Genomic DNA, 19,710 nt, shown 5'->3' on the forward strand with positions numbered 1-19,710 from the left:
TACGACGGCGAGGCGAGATGCCTGCCGGCTGTCCGGAAAAACGGTTGATTATAGGCTAAGTCGGGACCGCTCACCGGCGGCGCACAGCCGGCGTCAGCGCGGCACTGCGGCGTCGGCGGGCGCGTCAGAAGGCTGCTGGCCGAACAGCGCGTCGACGCCGTAAACCTGGGCCAGACTCGCCAGGCCGGCCGGCACGTTCAGAATTTCGACGGGCTTGCCGCGCGCCTGACCCGCCCGGCGCCACGCCAGCAGCACGGCGAGCGCGGACGAATCGAACTGCGCGAGGGCCGCGCAGTCGATCACCGTGGCGCCGGCTTCGATACGAGAGAGCCCGGCGGCCAGCGCGCTCGTGGCGCTGGCGTGCGTGAGCGTCGCGCCTGTGGCGAAACGGCTCGTATCCGTGCTCATGACGGTTGCTTGCCTGCGGCGAGTTGCTCGTTGCGCTGCGTGAGGAACTGCAGCAGGCCATCGACGCCGCCTTGGTTGATCTTTTCCGCGAACTGCTGCTGATACGCCTGGATCAGCCACGCGCCCGCGACGTTCAGATCGTAGACCTTCCAACCCTGAGCCGTCTTATAGAGACGATAGTCGAGCTCGACGGGCTGGCCGTTGTTCATGACCACCGAGCGCACGACGACATCCGTTGCCCCCGGGTCGGCGCGGAACGGCTTGAACTGCACGGTCTGATCGCGCACCTGCGAGAGCGCGCCCGAATACGTGCGGATCAAGAGCATCTTGAATTGCTCGACCATTTGGCTTTGCTGCTGCGGCGTCGCCTGCCGCCAAGCGCGGCCCATCGCAAGCTGCGTCGTGCGGCGGAAATCCGTGTACGGCAGGATTTTTTCGTTCACGACTTGCGTGATCTTGTTGATGTCGCCGTTCTTGATGCTCGCATCGCTCTTGATCTGGTCGAGCACTTGGCCCGTCACCGTCTTGATCATGCTCTCGGGCGAACTGGTGTCGACCGATTGCGCAAAAGCGCCGCTAGCGAACGAAAGCAACCCGGAAACCAAAGCTATCCAAAAGAATTTTTTCATCATCGATCCTTAAATTTCGAGGAACCCGAATTCGAGCACACCATGCCATGCAAGTTCGACGCCGGTCCATCCCGGCGCGGCAACAGTCGTTTCGAATCGTTACCGCGAGGGCGCCGCGCCGGCGCCGGCCTCGCCCCGCTCAACGCGGCAAATGAATGCCCGGGAACCCGCCGCGCGGCGGCACGTACTGCTGCCCGGGAACGGTCTGATCTTCGCCGTTCCCATCGCCGGCCGGCGCCGACGCCCCGCTCGCGGGCGCCGCAGGCGTAGCGGCCGGGCTCGACGCTGGCGCCGGGCTCGATGCCGCGCCCGCCTCGGGAGCCGGCGCCGGGCTCGAAGCCGCATCAGGCGCGCCCGCAGCGTCCGATGCCCCGTCGTCGTACTTCGGCAGCGAATCGTCGTAGTTCGGCAACGCGTCGGAACCATCGGTGCCCGAAATCAGGAACCGGCGGCGCTGCAAGTACGCATTCCGAATGAACGAGTATTTGTCGATCGCCGCGCCCGACAAGACATCGACCGTCGTCAGCAGGTTGGCGCGCGTATTCACGAGATTGACGCCATACAGCGCCCATGTGACGCTCGAGGGCTGAATGTAGCTGAGCGGGTTGCCATAGTAATCGACGGCAAGACCCGTTGCATCGCGCATCGTGCTCGGTCCGAGCAGCGGCAGGACGAGGTACGGCCCGGACGGCACACCGTAGTGCCCGAGCGTCACGCCGAAATCGGACGAATGCTTCGGCAATTTGGCCAGCGTCGCAACGTCGAACAGGCCGCCTACGCCGAACAAGGTGTTGATGACCACGCGCATGACGTCGCCCACACCGTCGGCGATCTTCAGTTGCAGCAGTTCGTTCGCGGCAATGTAGACGTCGCCCACATTCGAAAAGAAGTTCGTCACGCTCGAGCGCACCGGCTGCGGCACCGCCCATTTATAGCCCTTGGCCACCGGCTTGAGCGCGTACGTGTCGACCGTATCGTTGAAATTGAAGACGGTCCGGTTCAGCCCCTCGAGCGGATCGCCCGGCGTCGGCGTCTGGACGGACGCGCAACCGGTCAATGCCGCTATGGCCAGAGCAAGCGTCGCGTTTCTGGCGCGCGTGGTTTGCATTATTGTTCTCCGTTGGCTCTCACTGTGTGTGGTTCGGTCAGGTGCCGGCGCTAGTCGCTGCCGGCGAGCTCGCTGCCGGTGCGCTCGGCGCGGGCGCGGGCGTACTCGGCGCCGCGGCGGGCGCGCTGGGCGCCGCGGCGGCTTTGGAGCCGCCCGCATCGGCGGCTTTGCTATAAAGGAATTGTCCGATGAGGTTTTCGAGCACGATGGCCGATTGCGTCATCGAAATGGTGTCGCCGGCCTTGAGCATTTCGCTGTCGCCGCCGGCCTCGAGCCCGATGTATTGTTCGCCGAGCAACCCCGAGGTCAGGATCTTCGCCGAAGTATCCTTCGGAAACGGATATTGCTTATCGACATCGATCGTGACGAGCGCCTGATAGGTGTTCGTATCGAAGCCGATCGACGACACCCGGCCAACCACGACGCCCGCGCTCTTCACGGGCGCGCGCACCTTCAGGCCGCCGATATTGTCGAACTTGAGCTTGATGGGATAGGTCGCTTGGAACGACAGCGAGCTCATGTTGCCGACCTTGAGCGCGAGAAACAGCACGGCGATCAAACCCAGCACCACGAACAAGCCGACCCAAAAGTCGAGAACAGTCTTTTTCATCGTCATTCCAAAAGACAACAAAGAGAGAATTGCGCAACGCCGCGAAAGCGCGGCGCGCGGCGTGTACCCCCCGCGCGCCGCACTTTCGCCGAAAGTGTCAGCTGAACATCAGCGCCGTCAGCAGGAAATCGAGCCCGAGCACCGCGAGCGACGCAAACACGACCGTGCGCGTGGTCGCGAGCGATACGCCTTCGGGCGTCGCCTTGGCCTCGTAGCCTTGAAACAGCGCGATAAAGGTCACCGCGAAACCGAATACGATGCTTTTGATGACGCCGTTGCCGACGTCGCTCCAGACATCGACGCCGGCCTGCATTTGCGCCCAGAACGCGCCGGCATCGACGTTGATCAGCAGCACGCCCACCACATAACCGCCCAGCACCCCCACCGCGCTGAAGATCGCGGCGAGTATCGGCATGGCGATGATCCCCGCCCACATCCGCGGCGCAAGCACGGTGGCGATCGGGTCCACCGCCATCATTTCGAGCGCCGTCAATTGTTCGCCGGCTTTCATGAGGCCGATTTCGGCCGTCAGCGAAGTCCCGGCCCGCCCGGCGAACAAGAGCGCGGTCACGACCGGCCCGAGCTCGCGCACGAGCGAGAGCGCGACGAGCAGCCCCAAGGCCTGCTCGGAGCCGTAGCGATTGAGCGTGTAGTAGCCTTGCAGCCCGAGCACGAAGCCGACGAACAGGCCCGACACCGCGATGATGATGAACGAGTAGTTGCCGACGAAGAAGATCTGCTTGATGACGAGCCCGGGCCGGCGCAGCAAACGCAGCCCCTCGAGCACGACGCGCAGAAATAGCCGCGTGGCGTAGCCCGTTCGCACGACGCGGCCGATCACCCAATGTCCCAGTGCGCTGATCATGCCCGCTCTCCCAAACCGAAATCGGCGGCGAGCGTCGCTTGCGCCGGATAGTGGAAGCGGAACGGGCCGTCCGGGGCGCCGTCGATGAACTGCCGCACGGTCGGATCGACCGATTCGCGCAACTGCGCGGGCGTGCCCTGCGCGAGCACCGTTCCGTTCGCCAAGAAGTAGACGTAATCGGCAATCGCGAACGATTCCGGCACATCGTGCGTGACGAGAATCGAAGTGGCGCCCAGCGCCTGGTTCAGCGTGCGAATCAGGTTTGCCGTGATGCCGAGCGAAATCGGATCGAGCCCCGCGAAGGGTTCGTCGTACATGATCAATTCGGGGTCGAGTGCAATTGCGCGCGCCAGCGCCACGCGCCGCGCCATGCCGCCCGATATTTGGGACGGCGCGAGGTCGCGCGCCCCGCGCAGCCCAACGGCGTTCAGTTTCATGAGTACGAGGTCGCGAATCAGCGCTTCGGGCAGCTCGGTGTGCTCGCGCAGCGCGAAGGCGACGTTCTCGAACACCGACATATCGGTGAACAGCGCCCCGAACTGGAACAGCATGCCCATCTTGCGGCGCATCGCATAAAGGCCCTCCCGCGTTTGCCGACCCACGTCGCGGCCCTCGAACAGCACCTCGCCGCGACGCGCACGCTCGAGCCCGCCGATCAAACGCAGCACCGTCGTCTTGCCGCCGCCGGAGCCGCCCATGACGGCCACGACCTGGCCGCGGCCGAAACGCATGCTCAGGTTCGAGAGGACAAGACGGTCTTCGCCATAGCCGAAATCGACGTTGCGAAGCTCTAAGATGGGCTCGGAGGATGAAGGCGGCACGAAGCGGACAGTCCTGTTACGCGTTTACGCGGAAGCGGAATTATAGGGCCTCAGCCGCAACGCTGTCGTGACGTCGCCGTTACCGCACGGACAACGCTGTGTTGCTAAGCGCCAAACGCCCGCTGCAGCTCGGCGATCGCACGCGCCGGATCCGGCGCCGCGGTGACCGCGCTCACCAGCGCCACGCTGCCCACGCCGGTGGCCGCGACGGCAGGCAGCCGCGCCAAGTCGATGCCGCCGATGGCGACGAGCGGCACCTGCGCGCCCAAAAGGCGCACGTAGCGTTCGAGCCGGGCCAGCCCTTGCGGCGCGGTCGCGACCGTCTTCGTGCCGGTCGGGAACACGGCGCCGAACGCCAGATAGCTAGGCCGAAAGTGAAGCGCGCGTAACATTTCGTAATAACCGTGCGTCGATAACCCTAGCCGCATCCCCGATTGCGAAATCGCCTGCATATCGGCCGCTTCGAGATCTTCCTGCCCCAAATGCACCCCGTATGCGCCGGCCTGCGCCGCCTCACGCCAATGATCGTTGATGAAAACGCAGGCGCCGTGGCGGCGGCCGGCCGCCACGGCCTGACCGATCTCGGTGGCGAGCTGTGCAGGCGGTGCATCCTTCAGACGCAACTGCACGGTCCTCACCCCTAGCGCCAGAACTCGCTCGACCCACTGCGCGCTCGGCAAGACGGGATACAGCCCGAGCCGGCGCTCGCACGCCGGAAACGGCTGCGCCGGCGCCGGGGGCAATCCTGCGACGCGCGGGAAACGCATCAGATCGACAGGCCATGCATCCTCGCCGCGCGTCTCGTCGCCGTCGCGCCAGGCGAGCGCGAGCACCAACGCATCATGCGGCTCGAGGCCGCAGTCGAGAAATGCAGCCAGCGCCGCGAGCCAATCCTCGGCAAGCGACCCTTCGAACGCATAGCGCACCCCGGTCGCCGTCGTCAACGCAACGCCACCTCCGTGAGCCTCGATCAGCCCTGCACCGGCCGCGCGCCATGCCTGAGCCAGCCCTGCATCGGCCACCTGGCCGATCACCACGATCAAATCGCCCGCACGCGCCGTATCGGGCGCCGCGAGGCAAACGCGCCAATCGACGCGCGCACGCGGCCAATCGCCCAGCCTCACGCGTATGCGTTCGGCCGCTTCGACCAGTTCGTCGGCGGGGGGCCAAAACAAATCGCGATCGGCAAAAGCGAGGGTTCTCATGCGCCGCTCCCCGCGCTACGCGCGCCAAAGGCTTCGCGCCGCCACGGCGAAGCCGCGCGGCCCGTGCGCAAAAGCGCGTGCGCCGCGCTCATCGAGCATCCTGATGCCAGAACGGCATGCCGACGACAGGCGTGCTCGCCTGGGCGCTATCGCGCTCGGCCATCGGCCCGGCCCTGTACGCCCCACGCCCCGCTTGCACCGCTTGCGCGAATGCGTGCGCCATCGCCGCCGGGAGCGTCGCTTGGGAGACCGCCGTATTGAGCAGCACGCCGTCGAAACCCCACTCCATGACTTGGCATGCGTGCGACGGCACGCCCAACCCGGCATCGACGATCAAGGGCACATCGGGCAGGCGCTCGCGCAGCACCCGCAGCCCATAGGGATTGACGACGCCCTTGCCCGTGCCGATGGGCGCGCCCCACGGCATCAAGGCTTCGCACCCGGCGTCGAGCAGCCTGCGGCCGATCACCAGATCCTCGGTGCAATAGGGCAGCACTTTGAATCCGTCTTTGACGAGCCGCGCCGCCGCTTCGATCAAGCCGACCGGATCGGGCTGCAGCGTGTAATCGTCGCCGATCAGCTCGAGCTTGATCCAATCGGTGTCGAACACTTCGCGCGCCATGTGCGCCGTCGTCACGGCTTCGGCCACGCTCTGGCAGCCGGCCGTATTGGGCAAGAGCGGCACGCCGCGGGCCTTGAGCAAATCGAAGAAACCGGCTTGCGCCGTCTGCTCGTTCATCTGGCGGCGCAACGCGACCGTCACCATTGCGGGGCCAGCGGCGTCGATAGAATCGGCCAGCGACTGCAAGGACGGATACCGCGACGTGCCGAGCAGGACGCGGCTTGCGAAGGTTTCGCCGTAAAGCGTCAGTGCGTCGGCTGCGGCGGGGACTGCGGGGTAAGCGGAGGTCATCGGATGTCCTGAAAGGCTCGAATGCTCGTAAGTCGAAAACAAGTTCGATGCGTTGAATCGCGCCGCCCACGCCATCGGCCAGCAAGGCCTCTGCCTGGCCGCCGGCGGTGCGCGGTGCGCGGTGCGCGGCGCGTGGGCCGAGGAGGCGTTCAGCCGCCCGCCACCGGATGAACGACGTCGATCCGGTCGCCCGCGCTCAACGTGCGCGCCGCGTGCTGTCCGCGCGCGACGAATTCGCCATTTACCGCGACGGCGAACGGCGGGCGCGCGCCGAAGGCGGATAGCGCATCGGCGAGCGTGGCGTGCTCGGGCAGCGAGAGCGGGGTTTGATTGACTTCGATATCCATGATCGGCGAGACGTTTGGCGAGTTGACTAGGGCTGCGGGGTCGCTTCGGCCGCGCGCTCGCGCGACGCAGTGCAATGGAGCATCGACGACCAAGGCGACGTTTCGCGCAGCGCCGCGAACGCTTCGGCATCTTTGCACCGCCCCGCCAACAGCGCCTGCGCCAGCTCGGTGGCCGTCGCCGACACTTCGGGGGCGATCATATAGCCGTGACGGTACAGCCCATTGACTCGCAGCGTTTGCGCGCCGTCCCACATGATGGCGGGACGATGATCGGGCAGCGTAGGGCGGCACTGCGTATTCAATTCGAGGATGCGCGCCTCGCCGAAGCCCGGATGAACCGCGAAGGCCGCGCTGAGCAGTTCCAGCGCCGAACGCACGCTCACGGGCGACATGTCTTCGCCCTCGATCTCGGTGGCGCCGATCACGTACACGTCGTTCTCTTTGGGGGCGAGGTAGATCGGATAGCGCGGATGGAGCAGCCGCACCGGCCGCGTCAAGCCGATGCCGGGCGCTTTGATGCGCGCCACTTCGCCGCGAATGCCACGCAGCGCCGGCAGCGCGGGCTTGGCGCCCAGGCCCCGGCAGTCGATCGTCACGCGCGCGGGTGGCAGCGCCGATTCGTCGATGCTCGTGTGCCAATGCGCCGCGACGCCGCGCTCGGCGAGCCCTGCGGCCAAAGCGCTCAGCACCTGGCGATTGTCCAATTGGCCCTCGCGCGGCAGCAACCACCCGCTGGCGAATCGGCCCGCCAGCGCGGGCTCGGCAAGCGCGAGCCCGTTCGCGTCGACGGCCGCGATACCGCCCTCGGCCAGCAACGCCGCCGGCGCATTCGCCCGCATGCGGCGCTCGAACAGCGCAGCTTCCGCGCGATCGGTGTGATGCCAGAGCACGAGCGTGCCATTGCGTTGGAAGAACACGGGTTCGGGCAAGGAGGCGAGGATGCGCGGCCAATCTTCGAGCGAGGCTGCGCCCAGGCCTACGATCAGCGGTTCGGCCACCGCCGCTTCGGCGAGCGGGGCCAGCATCGCGGCGGCGACCCACGCCGCCGACGAGGAACCGGCCGCATCGCCGCGCTCGTAAAGGGAAACGCTATGGCCGGCGCCGGCGAGGCGCCAAGCAATGAGCCGACCGCAAAGCCCGCCGCCGAGAACGGCGAAATCGGGTGTCGACGGTACAACGGTTGAAACGACTGAACAATGAGCGGACATCGGATCGATCCTTTTCGTACGGCGGTGCGAACCGCAAACTTTCGTACACAAGGACGAAACCGGCCGGTGAGGCCGGCCGGAGCGCGCGCATCGAAAAGACGCGGACGCGACCCGGCGGGGAAGGACGATCCGACACGGAGCGTCCCACGCAAAGCGTTCCCGAAACTTCCCGCGCCGGTATTACCCGGATCGGGTGCGAAGGGTCTCTCTCAGCCTCGCGGCGGTACGGCTTGGCGCCATACTGCCCACCTGCAACGTGCGAAGCACCCCTGTTTCGTCGTGGGTCATTAGACCATAAAAGCGCGAGCGGCCGCAAACGCCCGGCGGCCGCGACACGGTTGTGCGAGCGCATCCATTCAGGGGCGCGATGCCGGTCGAGCGCCTCGACGCCGCGCTCTGGCACAATGTCCCATCGCCCGCTCGGCGGGGCGCGAGCCGGGTGCGGCACGTGCTCTGCCTGCGTCCATCGTTAAGACTGTTTTAAGAGGCTCGGGCAACAATGCGCGGCAATCGAGCGCACCCTGCGGCGCGACGCGCAACGGCGCCGCGCTCGTGCAACCGGCCAGCTCACGTATCACGCTTTCCGCTCTCCTTACGACCACACTATGACTGCGTCCCTCAATCCCGTTCCAACGCGCGACGATGCGCCGCTTCAGATTCGCTCGATTACGGCCTGGGGTCTCATCAAGCCTTACTGGGTGTCCGAGGAGTGGAAAATCGCATGGAGCTTATTGCTCGCGATCGTCGCGATGAACCTCACGCTCGTCGGCTTCAGCGTTTGGTTCAACCAGTGGTACGCGAAGTTTTACAACGCGTTGCAGGCCAAGGACTTGTCGCAGTTCTCGCACCTGCTGCTGCAGTTCACGCTGCTCGCGTTCATCTTCGTCGCCCTCGCCGTGTATCGCGTCTACCTGCGGCAAATGCTCGAGTTCCGCTGGCGGCAGTGGCTGACGCACCGCTTTCTGCGCGCGTGGCTCGGCGAACGCGCGTTCTACCGCATCGAACGCGACCGTCTCGCCGACAACCCGGACCAGCGGATCACGGACGATCTTCAATCGTTCGCCACCAACACGCTCTCGCTATCGCTCGGATTCTTGTCGAACATCGTGACGCTGTTCTCGTTCGTCACGATTCTGTGGGCCGTCGCCGGGCCGCTGACCGTCAAGCTCTCGGGCTCGACTTGGACCATCCCCGGCTATATGGTGTGGGCCGCGTGCATCTACGCCATTTGCGGCTCGTATTTGATCTATCGAGTCGGCCATCCGCTCGTGTCGATCACTTACCAGCAACAGCGCGTGGAAGCCGATTTCCGCTTCGGGCTCATCCGCGTGCGGGAGAACGCCGAGCAAATCGCCTTCTACGATGGGATGAACACCGAAAACGCGAATGCGCGAAACATCTTCGCGCGCATCCGCGACAACTGGTGGCTCATCATGAAGTACACGCGACGGCTGAACTTCGCATCGAACTTTTACGGCCAAGCGTCGCTCATCTTTCCGCTCGTGTTGGCCGCGCCTCGCTATTTCGCCGGCGCCTTCGCGTTCGGCGTGCTGATGCAAATTCAAAACGCCTTCAATACGGTCAGCGAATCGTTCTCCTGGTTCATCAACAACTACTCTTCGCTCGTCGATTGGCGCGCCACCGTGAATCGTCTGCGCGAATTCAGCCGCGTAATCGAAAGCACGCATATGGGCGAAGCGCTGTCGCCCGCCACCGAGCATGGCGGCATCAATCTGCACTACGTCGATACGAATACGCTCGTCACGCACGACCTGCGCCTGGCGCTTCCCAACGGCACGCCCCTCGCCGCCATCGCCGACATCGAGGTGAAGCCGGGCGCCCGCTGGCTCGTGCGCGGGCCGTCGGGATGCGGCAAGAGCACGCTGCTGCGCGCCTTTGCGGGCCTCTGGCCGTTCGGCGACGGTGCGATCGACGCGCCCGTCGGCGCGCGATCGATGTTCGTGCCGCAGCAGGGTTATTTGCCCATCGGCACGCTCAAAGGCGCCCTCGCCTATCCGTCCACTGCCGATACCTTCACCGACGAGGCATGCCGCGAGGTGCTACGCGCCTGCCGCCTCGAAGGCTACGCGCAGCGGTTGGCCGAATCGGCGCATTGGACGCGCGTGCTCTCGCCCGGCGAGCAACAGCGTCTCGCCTGCGCGCGGGTCCTGCTGCACAAGCCCGATTTCCTATTCCTCGATGAAGCGACGAGCGCGCTCGATACCGAAAACGAAGCCAACGTCTATCGCTTGCTGCTCGAGCGGCTCCCGAACACGGCGATCGTCAGCGTCGCGCATCGCGAGTCGCTGCTCGAGTTGCACGAGCACGTGCTCGACATCGCGCGGGTGGAGGAGCGCGTCGTCGCGTAACCGTCACGCCGGCGGCACGGCTACCGATGCAAGCGCGCGGTAGCGCGCGCCGTGACGCGCGAGCGTGCTCGAATAGAGCGTCAACGTATCGAAGCGAGGGATGACGGAAAGCGTCGCTGCGCCCTGCGACACGCCTACCGGCGCAAGGCCGATCCCGGCTGTCGTCGCGGCGGCTAGGGTTGGCGCACTGGGTACCGGTTCGGCCGAAGCCGCTGGCCTGGTCGAACGCGCGAACCGCGCCAGTGTGATGTGCGGGCGAAATGGGCGATGCTCGTCGATCGGCAAGCCCAGGCTCGCGACGAGTTCGCGCACGCGCGCTTCGATTTCGCCAAGCCCCGGGCCCAAGGCGAACGGCACGACGACGAGGCGAGGATGCACGGCGCTCGGCCAGTATTGAATCGGCTCGGCCCGTTGCGCCGCCAAGGGCACGACGGTCTGCGCCAGTTGCGCTGCCAGCCGGGTGCCCTGGCGTGGCGGGACGGTGCCGAGAAACGCCAACGTCATGTGCAATTGCTCGGCGCCGACGCGGCGAGCCGCCGCGCCGACGGGCATCGCCGCCAGCGCCTCGCGCGTGGCCTCGTCGGGCGCGAGCGCGATGAAACAGCGATGCCAATCGTCGTCGACGATCTCGCGCGCGGTCATACGCTCAGCGCGGCAACTCCGAACTGCCCATCAAGAACGCATCGACGGCGCGCGCACATTGGCGGCCTTCGCGAATCGCCCATACGACGAGCGATTGACCGCGCCGCATGTCGCCCGCGGTAAACACCTTGTCGACCGACGTGTAGTACGCCCGCTCGCCCTCGGTCGAGGCACGCACGTTGCCGCGCGCATCCTTGTCGACGCCGAAGGCGTCGAGCACGGGGGACGCCGGCTGTGTAAAGCCCATTGCGAGCAATACCAGATCGGCTTTCATCTCGAACTCGGAGCCCGGCACTTCCTGCATCTTGCCGTCCTTCCATTCGACGCGCGCGGCGACGAGCTTCTCGACCTTGCCGTTCTTGCCTTCGAAGCGCTTGGTCGCCACCGACCAATCGCGGCTGCACCCTTCCTCGTGCGACGACGAAGTGCGCAGTTTGATCGGCCAATACGGCCAAACGAGAGGCTTGTTCTCTTCCTCCGGCGGCTGCGGCAGCAGCTCGAATTGCGTCACGCTCTTCGCGCCATGGCGGTTCGAGGTGCCGACGCAGTCCGAACCCGTGTCCCCGCCGCCGATGACGACGACGTGCTTGCCCTTGGCGAGCAGTTGGTCGGCGAGCTTATCGCCCGCGTTGACCTTGTTCTGCTGCGGCAAGAACTCCATCGCGTAGTAGACGCCCGCGAGTTCCCGGCCGGGAACGGGTAGATCGCGCGGCGTCTCGGAGCCGCCCGCGATCACGACAGCGTCGAACTGTTCCTTGAGCGCCGCGGGCGAAATCGTCTCCTTGGCCGTGTTGCCGATGTAAGCGGGCAACGCGTCCTCGCCGACGAACACGTTGGTGCGGAACGTGACGCCTTCGGCCTCCATTTGGCGCATGCGCCGATCGATCAGCCACTTCTCGAGCTTGAAGTCGGGGATCCCATAGCGCAGGAGCCCACCGATCCGATCGTTCTTTTCGAACACCGTCACTTCATGCCCGGCGCGCGCGAGTTGCTGCGCGCTCGCGAGCCCCGCCGGCCCGGAGCCGACGACGGCCACCTTCTTGCCGGTCTTCTTCTTGGGTGGCAACGGCGCAACCCAGCCTTCGCTCCAAGCCTTGTCGATGATGGCGTGCTCGATCGACTTGATGCCGACCGGCTCGGCGTTGATGCTGAGCGTGCAGGCCGCCTCGCAGGGCGCGGGACAAATACGTCCCGTGAACTCCGGGAAGTTGTTCGTCGAATGGAGCACGTCGATCGCGCGCCGCCAGTCCTGGTGATAAACGAGGTCGTTGAAGTCGGGAATGATGTTGTTGACCGGGCAGCCGTTGTTGCAGAACGGGATGCCGCAGTCCATGCATCGGGCGCCTTGAATCTTCGCGTCCTCGTCGCTGAGCGCGAGAACGAATTCCTTGTAGTGCTTCACGCGCGCGAGCGGGGCTTCATACGACTCGTGGCGGCGCTCAAACTCGAGAAAACCGGTTGCCTTGCCCATGGGGTGCTCTTCTTTCCTAAATCGTCGGTATCGGGGTGGGCCGGCGCGATCCGCGCGCGCCGATCGACGTCAAGTCCGATCGGGGCGCAGCCCTCTTCGCCGGCCGCTCAGGTCAGGTCGGGGCGCGGGCTCATGGCGAGCACCGCGCCGCGCGTGCGTTGGCCGCTTACGCAGCCATCGCCTCCTTGGCCGCCTTCTTGGCGGCCAGCTCGCCGAGCGCTCGCTTGTACTCGGTCGGGAAGACCTTGACGAACTGGCGGCGCGACGCGTCCCAGTTCTCGAGCAGCGCCTTCGCGCGGGGCGACCCGGTGAACTGGAAGTGCCGCTCGACGAGGCCCTTGAGCAGGGCTTCGTCGGTCTCGCCCATATGCCAGAGGCCGCGGTCGATCGTGCGCTCCTGCTCGGCCTGCTGCAGCACCGGCTCGAGTGCGACCATCGCCTTGTTGCACTTGCTCGCGAAGGTGCCGTCCGCGTCATAGACGAACGCGATGCCGCCCGACATGCCCGCCGCGAAATTGCGCCCGGTCTCGCCGAGCACGACGACCGTGCCGCCCGTCATGTACTCGCAGCCGTGATCGCCCGTGCCCTCCACGACCGCGCTCGCCCCCGAGTTGCGCACGCAGAAGCGCTCGCCCGCGACGCCGCGCAGGTAGGCTTCCCCTTCGAGCGCGCCGTACATCACCGTGTTGCCGCAAATGATGTTCTCTTCGGACTTGCCGCGGAAGTCGTTCGTCGGGCGAATGATGATGCGCCCGCCCGAGAGTCCCTTGCCGACATAGTCGTTGCCGTCGCCGACGAGATCGAGCGTGACGCCGCGCGCGAGGAACGCACCGAAGCTCTGACCCGCCGTGCCCTTGAGCTGGATGTGGATCGCGTCGTCGGCCAAGCCGTCGTGGCCGTGCTTCTTCGCGATCACACCCGAAAGCATGGCACCGACGCTGCGATTGACGTTGCGCACCGGCTGAATGAAGGACACGTGCTCGCCGCTCTCGATCGCGGCGCGCGCCTTCTCGATCAGCGTGTGATCGAGTGCGCGGGACAAGCCATGATCCTGCTCTTCGACGTGCTTGCGAGCGACGTCGCTCGCCACCTTCGGCAGATAGAAGATGTTCGCAAAGTCGAGCCCCTTGGCCTTCCAATGCTCGATACCCTTCTTCATGTCGAGCAGATCGGCGCGGCCGATCAAGTCCTCGAACTTGCGGATGCCGAGCTGCGCCATGATCTCGCGCACTTCCTCGGCGACGAAGAAGAAGTAGTTGACGACGTACTCGGGCTGTCCCTGGAACCTCGCGCGCAGCACCGGATCTTGCGTCGCCACGCCGACCGGGCACGTGTTCAGATGGCACTTGCGCATCATGATGCAGCCTTCGACGACGAGCGGAGCCGTCGCGAAGCCGAATTCGTCGGCGCCGAGCAGCGCGCCGATCACGACGTCGCGGCCCGTCTTCATCTGGCCGTCGGCCTGCACGCGAATGCGCCCGCGCAGGCGGTTGAGCACGAGCGTTTGCTGCGTTTCGGCCAGGCCGAGCTCCCACGGGGTGCCGGCATGCTTGATCGACGAAAGGGGCGAGGCGCCCGTGCCGCCGTCGTGGCCGGCGATCACGACGTGATCGGCCTTGGCCTTGGCGACACCTGCAGCCACCGTGCCGACGCCCACTTCCGAGACGAGCTTGACCGAAATGCTCGCTGCGGGATTGACGTTCTTCAAGTCGTGGATGAGCTGCGCCAAGTCCTCGATCGAATAGATGTCGTGGTGCGGCGGCGGCGAGATGAGGCCGACGCCCGGCACCGAGTAACGCAGCTTGCCGATGTACTCGGACACCTTGTGGCCCGGCAACTGACCGCCTTCGCCCGGCTTCGCGCCCTGCGCCATCTTGATCTGGATCTGGTCGGCCGACGCCAGGTATTCGGCGGTCACGCCGAAACGGCCCGAGGCGACTTGCTTGATCTTCGAGCGCAGCGAATCGCCGTCCTTCAAGGCGATGTCGCGCACGACCTCAGGGCCGATGACCGACGCGAGCGTATCGCCGTTCTTGACCGGAATGCCGCGCAATTCGTTGCGGTAGCGGTTTTCGTCCTCGCCCCCTTCGCCCGTGTTCGACTTGCCGCCAATACGGTTCATCGCGACCGCGAGGGTGGCGTGCGCTTCCGTGCTGATCGAGCCGAGCGACATGGCGCCCGTCGCGAAACGCTTGACGATCTCCTTGGCCGGTTCCACTTCGTCGAGCGGGATCGCCTTCGTCGGTTCGACCTTGAACTCGAACAAGCCGCGGAACGTCATGTGGCGGCGGGTCTGATCGTTGATCAGATGCGCATATTCCTTGTACGTCTGGTACGAATTGCTGCGCGTGGAATGCTGCAGCTTGGCGATCGCGTCGGGCGTCCACATGTGGTCCTCGCCACGCACGCGGTAGGCGTACTCGCCGCCCGCCTCGAGCATGTTGGCGAGCACGGGGTTTTCGCCGAACGCTTCGCGATGCAGGCGAATCGCTTCCTCGGCCACCTCGAACAAGCCGATGCCCCCGACCTTGGACGCCGTGCCCTTGAAGTACTTCTCGACCAGATCGCTCGCGAGGCCGACCGCTTCGAAGATCTGCGCGCCCGTGTACGACATGTAGGTCGAAATGCCCATTTTCGACATGACCTTTTGCAGGCCCTTGCCCACCGCCTTCGTAAAGTTGTAGACGGCTTTTTCCGGCGAGAGATCGCCCTTCATGCCTTGCGCCAACTGCGCGAGCGTCTCCATCGCGAGGTACGGATGGACGGCTTCCGCGCCGTAGCCGGCCAGCAGCGCGAAGTGATGCACCTCGCGCGCCGAACCCGTCTCGACGACGAGACCCGTGCTCGTGCGCAACCCTTGCGACACCAAGTGCGTATGGATGGCGGCGGTGGCGAGCAGCGCGGGGATCGCCACGTTGTCGCGATCGGTGCGCCGATCGGACACGATCAGCATGTTGTAGCCGGACTTCACCGCATCGACGGCTTCGGCGCACAGCGAAGCGAGCCGCGCCTCGATGCCTTCCTTGCCCCAGGCGACCGGATAGCAGATGTTCAGCTCGTAGGAGCTGAACTTGCCGCCCGAGTATTGATCGATCGCGCGGATCTTGGCGATGTCCTTGAAATCGAGCACCGGCTGCGACACTTCGAGCCGCATCGGCGGGTTGATGTTGTTCGTATCCAGCAGGTTCGGCTTCGGCCCGACGAACGAGACGAGCGACATCACCATGTTTTCGCGGATCGGGTCGATCGGCGGGTTCGTGACCTGCGCGAACAACTGCTTGAAATAGTGATAGAGGGTCTTGTTCTTGTTGGACATCACCGCGAGCGGCGAGTCGTTGCCCATCGAGCCGATCGCTTCCTCGCCCTGCTGCGCCATCGGCGCCATCAGGAACTTCAGGTCTTCCTGCGTGTAGCCGAAGGCCTGCTGGCGGTCGAGCAGCGCGGCCGCTTCACGGCGTTCGGTCGCGACGTCCTCGGCGTTGGGCTCGATCTCGTCGAGCTTGATGCGCACCGCATCGATCCAGCTCTTGTAGGGCTTGGCATTGGACAAATTGTCCTTGAGTTCCTTGTCGCCGATGATGCGGCCATGTTCCATGTCGATGAGGAACATCTTGCCCGGCTGCAAACGCCACTTCTTGACGATCTTCGATTCGGGGATAGGCAGCACGCCCGATTCGGACGCCATGATGACGAGGTCGTCCTCGGTGATGATGTAGCGCGCCGGACGCAGACCGTTACGGTCGAGCGTCGCGCCGATCTGACGCCCGTCGGTGAAGGCGATCGCGGCGGGGCCGTCCCACGGCTCCATCATCGCGGCATGGTATTCGTAGAAGGCGCGCCGGTTTTCATCCATCAGCGTGTGTTGCTCCCACGCTTCGGGAATCATCATCATCATGGCGTGGACGAGCGGGTAGCCCGCCATCACCAGCAACTCGAGACAGTTGTCGAACGAGGCGGTGTCCGACTGGCCCGGGTAGATGAGCGGCCACAGCTTGGGCAGATCGTCGCCCAGCACGGCGCTGGCGATCGCGCCCGTGCGCGCGTTGAGCCAGTTGACGTTGCCCTTGACCGTGTTGATCTCGCCGTTGTGCGCGATCATGCGGTACGGGTGAGCCAACTCCCACGCCGGGAACGTGTTCGTGGAAAAACGTTGGTGCACGAGGGCGAGCGCGGATACGACACGTTCGTCTTGCAAGTCGCGGTAATAGACCCCCACCTGCCCCGCCAGCAGCAGCCCCTTGTAGACGACCGTGCGCGCCGACATCGACGGCACGAAGTACTCCTTGCCGTGCTTGAGCTTGAGCGCTTGAATGCGGTGGCTCGCGGTCTTGCGGATCACGTAGAGCTTGCGCTCGAGCGCGTCGGTCACCATGATGTCCCGCCCGCGACCGATGAAGATCTGGCGGATGACGGGTTCGCTGGCCTTCACGGCCGGCGAGATCGGCATCGCGTGATCGACGGGCACGTCGCGCCATCCCAGCACGACCTGCCCCTCCGCTTTCACCGTACGCTCGAGCTCCTGCTCGCAGGCCAGACGCGACGCGTGCTCCTTCGGCAAAAAGATCATGCCGACGCCGTACTCGCCGGCCGGCGGCAGCGTTACGCCTTGGCGCGCCATCTCTTCGCGATAGAACGCATCGGGAATTTGGATCAGGATCCCCGCACCGTCGCCCATGAGCGGATCGGCGCCGACCGCGCCCCGGTGATCCAGGTTCTCCAGAATTTTCAGCCCTTGCTGAATGATCTCATGGCTCTTCCGGCCCTTGATGTGCGCGACGAAGCCGACGCCGCAGGCGTCGTGCTCGTTGCTCGGGTCGTACAGACCTTGCGCGTGGGGTACCGAGCGGCTCGGTTGGTGGTCGTTCATGGGGACACCGTCTTTAGAGGCCTTTGCGGCCGTTCGCATGGGAGTTAATGCCGTGATCGTCGCCAAGCGCCAGCCGGGGCGGCGCTTGGCGGGGAACACGGCACTTGTCGCGGGGACCGGGGGTGTGAGGCGCCGCGGGGGCGAGCTGGGCTTATGGCCGCGGTGCTCGCCGGAAATCGGAATATACGCGACGAATCAATGGAATAGCAAACAAAACGTGATGATACGACCCCAATAAACCGCATGCATCGAATCAGTGCCTATTTATTGGGGTCGCATCTAAATGGGGCAAATAAAAAATCGCTCGCCCAAACCGTCGGCCACGACGCAACGCGGCACGGACGCAAAACGGCTCCGTGCCTGCCCGGCAGCGAGCCGTGGCCCGCTATTGCTGATGCGGCGTTTGCGGGGGCTGAGGCGTCTGCGACGTTTCCCGCACCTTCCGGGGCCGCCCACGCGGCAACGGCGAGACGCGGCGGTTGGCCTCGCGCGCCGCCCACTCGCGATACGAGTCGCCGCCGAGCACCCAGCCTTTGAGCGTCGCCTGCTGAAGCTCGTTGGCCTCGCGCTCGTCGAGGGGTTGCTCGCACAACTCCTTGTAGGCCCGTTGGCGCTCGAACGGCGTGTTGCCGAGCGACCAGTAAAGCGGGTGATCGGTCACGAGGCTATCCACGGTGAGGCCGATGTGGTGCCGATAGCTCGACCATCGATAGTCTTCGGCCGCACTCACGAGCTGCGCCCGCAGGGGGCATAGCTCGATCACGCGGCTCGCGAGCAGAAAGTAGCGCTCGCCCTCGATCACCGTTGCCCGGTAGCGCCCCTCCCAGAGGGTGCCGCGCCGGGCATAGCGGCGATTGAAGTGCGCGACGTAGCGCCGGCCCACGGCCTGCATCGCCTTGGGCAGACTGGTCTCGTCGCTAGGCGTGACGAGCAGTTGCACCGCGCCGGGCATGAGGACATAGGCGTGGATGTCGAGGTGATGGTCGCGCGAGGCGGCCTTCAAGCAATCGACGAACAACTCGTAATCCTGCTCATCGACAAAGGCGGGCTGCTGATCGAGTCCGCGCAGGATGACGTGCTGCGGCTGTTTTGGGACGTAAAGACGTGCGAGCCGTGCCATGCTGGATTCCGTATAGTACGTTGGTGATTACCCCAAGGGACGATGCGTCGCTTCGAGCGTTGACGAAGACACACGTGGCTTTTCGTGAAAACACGCCACGCTTAGGGAGAATGCTCTAGCGTGCGCGCTTGGTTTGTTTCAAACCTTCTACTCATAATAGTCGGGCCTTTCATGGAGGAGCACATAGATGAAATTAAAACAGGCCATTACAGCGGCCGTGGCGGCGCTTGCTTGCGCACAAGCGGCGCATGCCCAAACGGCCGGGACCTTTTACGTGGCGTCGGGGTGGTTCCACTTCGCACCTCAGAGCGGCAGCGATCCGCTCGAAGTGCTTAGCATCGGCGGCACGACCCTGAACGCATACCAGCCCAACACGGGCGCTCGCATCGACAGTTCCGACACGCTCGGCTTCAGCGTCGGTTACTTCGTCACCGATCACATCTCCACGGAGTTGGAACTCGGAATTCCGCCGAAGTTCGACATCAACGGTAGCGGCCAGCTTGCTCAGTTCGGCAAAATCGGCAGCGCCAAGCTCTGGTCGCCGGCGCTGCTGTTCAAGTGGAACTTCATGAGCCCGACGGACAAGTTCCGCCCGTACGTCGGTCTCGGTGTCACCCGCGTCTGGTTCACCAACGCGCAAATCACGAACGGCGCCTTCGAGCAAAATGTCTTGCACGGTCCGACCTCCGTTTCGACGGATCGTTCCTGGGCCCCTGTCTTCAATGCGGGTTTCAACTATTCGTTCAATAAGCATTGGTTTGCCGGCCTGTCGATTTCGTACATCCCGGTGAGCGTGACCGCCAATTTGACCTCGACGAACGTCGGTCCGTTCGGCTTGACAGCTCAATCCCAAGCAAAGATCAGGCTCAACCCGATCGTCACCTACGCCAAGGTCGGCTACGCCTTCTAAAGCCTAGGTCGAAATTCGACGCGTGCCTATACGTCGCCGCCCTCATGGGGCGGCGTTGTAATTTCGACCATCGAGAAGTCACGCCAATAACGTTTATACGCAGGTCTGCCCCCGAGCCGAGCGCGCGGCCCGAGTTGCAGCCCGCCTGCTTCATCGCGGCTCGGCTCGCCCGCCGTGGCGAGACGCCATCCGTTGTCAACGCGCGTTCTGCGAGACC

General features: G+C 65.0%; 16 protein-coding genes and 1 riboswitch. Of the genes, 2 read left to right on the plus strand and 14 right to left on the minus strand.

Annotation, left to right across the window (positions count from 1 at the left end; genetic code table 11):
* Positions 1 to 93: 93 nt before the first annotated feature.
* The 10 genes from QQS38_RS17000 to QQS38_RS17045 all read right to left on the minus strand — a co-directional run bounded on the left by QQS38_RS17000 (position 94) and on the right by QQS38_RS17045 (position 8,114).
* Positions 94 to 408: an STAS domain-containing protein gene (locus tag QQS38_RS17000; RefSeq protein WP_479646543.1), complete on the minus strand. Its 315-nt coding sequence runs from the start codon at positions 406 to 408 to the stop codon at positions 94 to 96.
* Positions 405 to 1,037: an MlaC/ttg2D family ABC transporter substrate-binding protein gene (locus tag QQS38_RS17005; RefSeq protein ID WP_479646544.1), complete on the minus strand. Its 633-nt coding sequence runs from the start codon at positions 1,035 to 1,037 to the stop codon at positions 405 to 407. Before QQS38_RS17005 ends, QQS38_RS17000 begins: the two co-directional genes overlap by 4 nt.
* Before the next feature lie 139 nt (positions 1,038 to 1,176).
* Positions 1,177 to 2,145: an MlaA family lipoprotein gene (locus tag QQS38_RS17010; RefSeq protein ID WP_479646545.1), complete on the minus strand. Its 969-nt coding sequence runs from the start codon at positions 2,143 to 2,145 to the stop codon at positions 1,177 to 1,179.
* A 37-nt stretch (positions 2,146 to 2,182) separates the two neighbouring features.
* Positions 2,183 to 2,761: an outer membrane lipid asymmetry maintenance protein MlaD gene (gene mlaD / locus QQS38_RS17015; RefSeq protein ID WP_479646546.1), complete on the minus strand. Its 579-nt coding sequence runs from the start codon at positions 2,759 to 2,761 to the stop codon at positions 2,183 to 2,185.
* A 91-nt stretch (positions 2,762 to 2,852) separates the two neighbouring features.
* The gene (gene mlaE, locus QQS38_RS17020; protein WP_479646547.1) at positions 2,853 to 3,620 is read right to left on the minus strand and encodes a lipid asymmetry maintenance ABC transporter permease subunit MlaE; all 768 of its coding nucleotides are present in this window, start codon (positions 3,618 to 3,620) and stop codon (positions 2,853 to 2,855) included.
* A complete protein-coding gene (locus tag QQS38_RS17025) occupies positions 3,617 to 4,441 on the minus strand; it encodes an ABC transporter ATP-binding protein (RefSeq protein WP_479646548.1) in 825 nt (274 codons plus the stop codon). Before QQS38_RS17025 ends, mlaE begins: the two co-directional genes overlap by 4 nt.
* A 104-nt stretch (positions 4,442 to 4,545) precedes the next feature.
* Positions 4,546 to 5,646 (minus strand): thiamine phosphate synthase, encoded by a 1,101-nt coding sequence (gene thiE / locus QQS38_RS17030; RefSeq protein ID WP_479646549.1) that lies wholly within the window; start codon positions 5,644 to 5,646, stop codon positions 4,546 to 4,548.
* A gap of 88 nt (positions 5,647 to 5,734) precedes the next feature.
* On the minus strand, positions 5,735 to 6,559 hold the full coding sequence (locus QQS38_RS17035; protein ID WP_479646550.1) for a thiazole synthase: 825 nt from the start codon (positions 6,557 to 6,559) through the stop codon (positions 5,735 to 5,737).
* A gap of 149 nt (positions 6,560 to 6,708) precedes the next feature.
* The gene (gene thiS / locus QQS38_RS17040; protein ID WP_277430330.1) at positions 6,709 to 6,906 is read right to left on the minus strand and encodes a sulfur carrier protein ThiS; all 198 of its coding nucleotides are present in this window, start codon (positions 6,904 to 6,906) and stop codon (positions 6,709 to 6,711) included.
* A 26-nt stretch (positions 6,907 to 6,932) separates the two neighbouring features.
* Positions 6,933 to 8,114, minus strand: coding sequence for an FAD-dependent oxidoreductase (locus QQS38_RS17045; protein ID WP_479646551.1), 1,182 nt, complete (start codon positions 8,112 to 8,114; stop codon positions 6,933 to 6,935).
* Between the two features lie 149 nt (positions 8,115 to 8,263).
* Positions 8,264 to 8,395: riboswitch (TPP riboswitch) on the minus strand.
* Positions 8,396 to 8,719: 324 nt separating this feature from the next.
* Between QQS38_RS17045 and QQS38_RS17050 the strand changes: the two genes are divergently transcribed.
* Entirely contained in the window at positions 8,720 to 10,483 is a 1,764-nt protein-coding gene (locus QQS38_RS17050) for an ABC transporter ATP-binding protein/permease (protein ID WP_479646552.1), read from the plus strand.
* A gap of 3 nt (positions 10,484 to 10,486) precedes the next feature.
* On the opposite strand, the gene thpR is transcribed toward QQS38_RS17050, so the two are convergent.
* The 4 genes from thpR to QQS38_RS17070 form a co-directional block, all read right to left on the minus strand.
* Positions 10,487 to 11,125 carry an RNA 2',3'-cyclic phosphodiesterase gene (gene thpR / locus QQS38_RS17055; RefSeq protein WP_479646553.1) on the minus strand — a complete coding sequence of 213 codons (639 nt, stop codon included), beginning with the start codon at positions 11,123 to 11,125 and terminating at the stop codon, positions 10,487 to 10,489.
* A 4-nt stretch (positions 11,126 to 11,129) separates the two neighbouring features.
* The gene (locus QQS38_RS17060) at positions 11,130 to 12,596 is read right to left on the minus strand and encodes a glutamate synthase subunit beta (protein ID WP_479646554.1); all 1,467 of its coding nucleotides are present in this window, start codon (positions 12,594 to 12,596) and stop codon (positions 11,130 to 11,132) included.
* 166 nt (positions 12,597 to 12,762) lie between these two features.
* Positions 12,763 to 17,463, minus strand: coding sequence for a glutamate synthase-related protein (locus QQS38_RS17065; protein WP_479646555.1), 4,701 nt, complete (start codon positions 17,461 to 17,463; stop codon positions 12,763 to 12,765).
* A 385-nt stretch (positions 17,464 to 17,848) separates the two neighbouring features.
* Positions 17,849 to 18,583, minus strand: a complete 735-nt coding sequence (locus QQS38_RS17070; RefSeq protein WP_479646556.1) for a transposase — start codon at positions 18,581 to 18,583, stop codon at positions 17,849 to 17,851.
* 187 nt (positions 18,584 to 18,770) lie between these two features.
* Between QQS38_RS17070 and QQS38_RS17075 the strand changes: the two genes are divergently transcribed.
* Positions 18,771 to 19,493 carry an OmpW/AlkL family protein gene (locus QQS38_RS17075; RefSeq protein WP_479646557.1) on the plus strand — a complete coding sequence of 241 codons (723 nt, stop codon included), beginning with the start codon at positions 18,771 to 18,773 and terminating at the stop codon, positions 19,491 to 19,493.
* Positions 19,494 to 19,710 lie beyond the last annotated feature (217 nt).

The organism is Trinickia sp. Z7, from assembly GCF_056498045.1.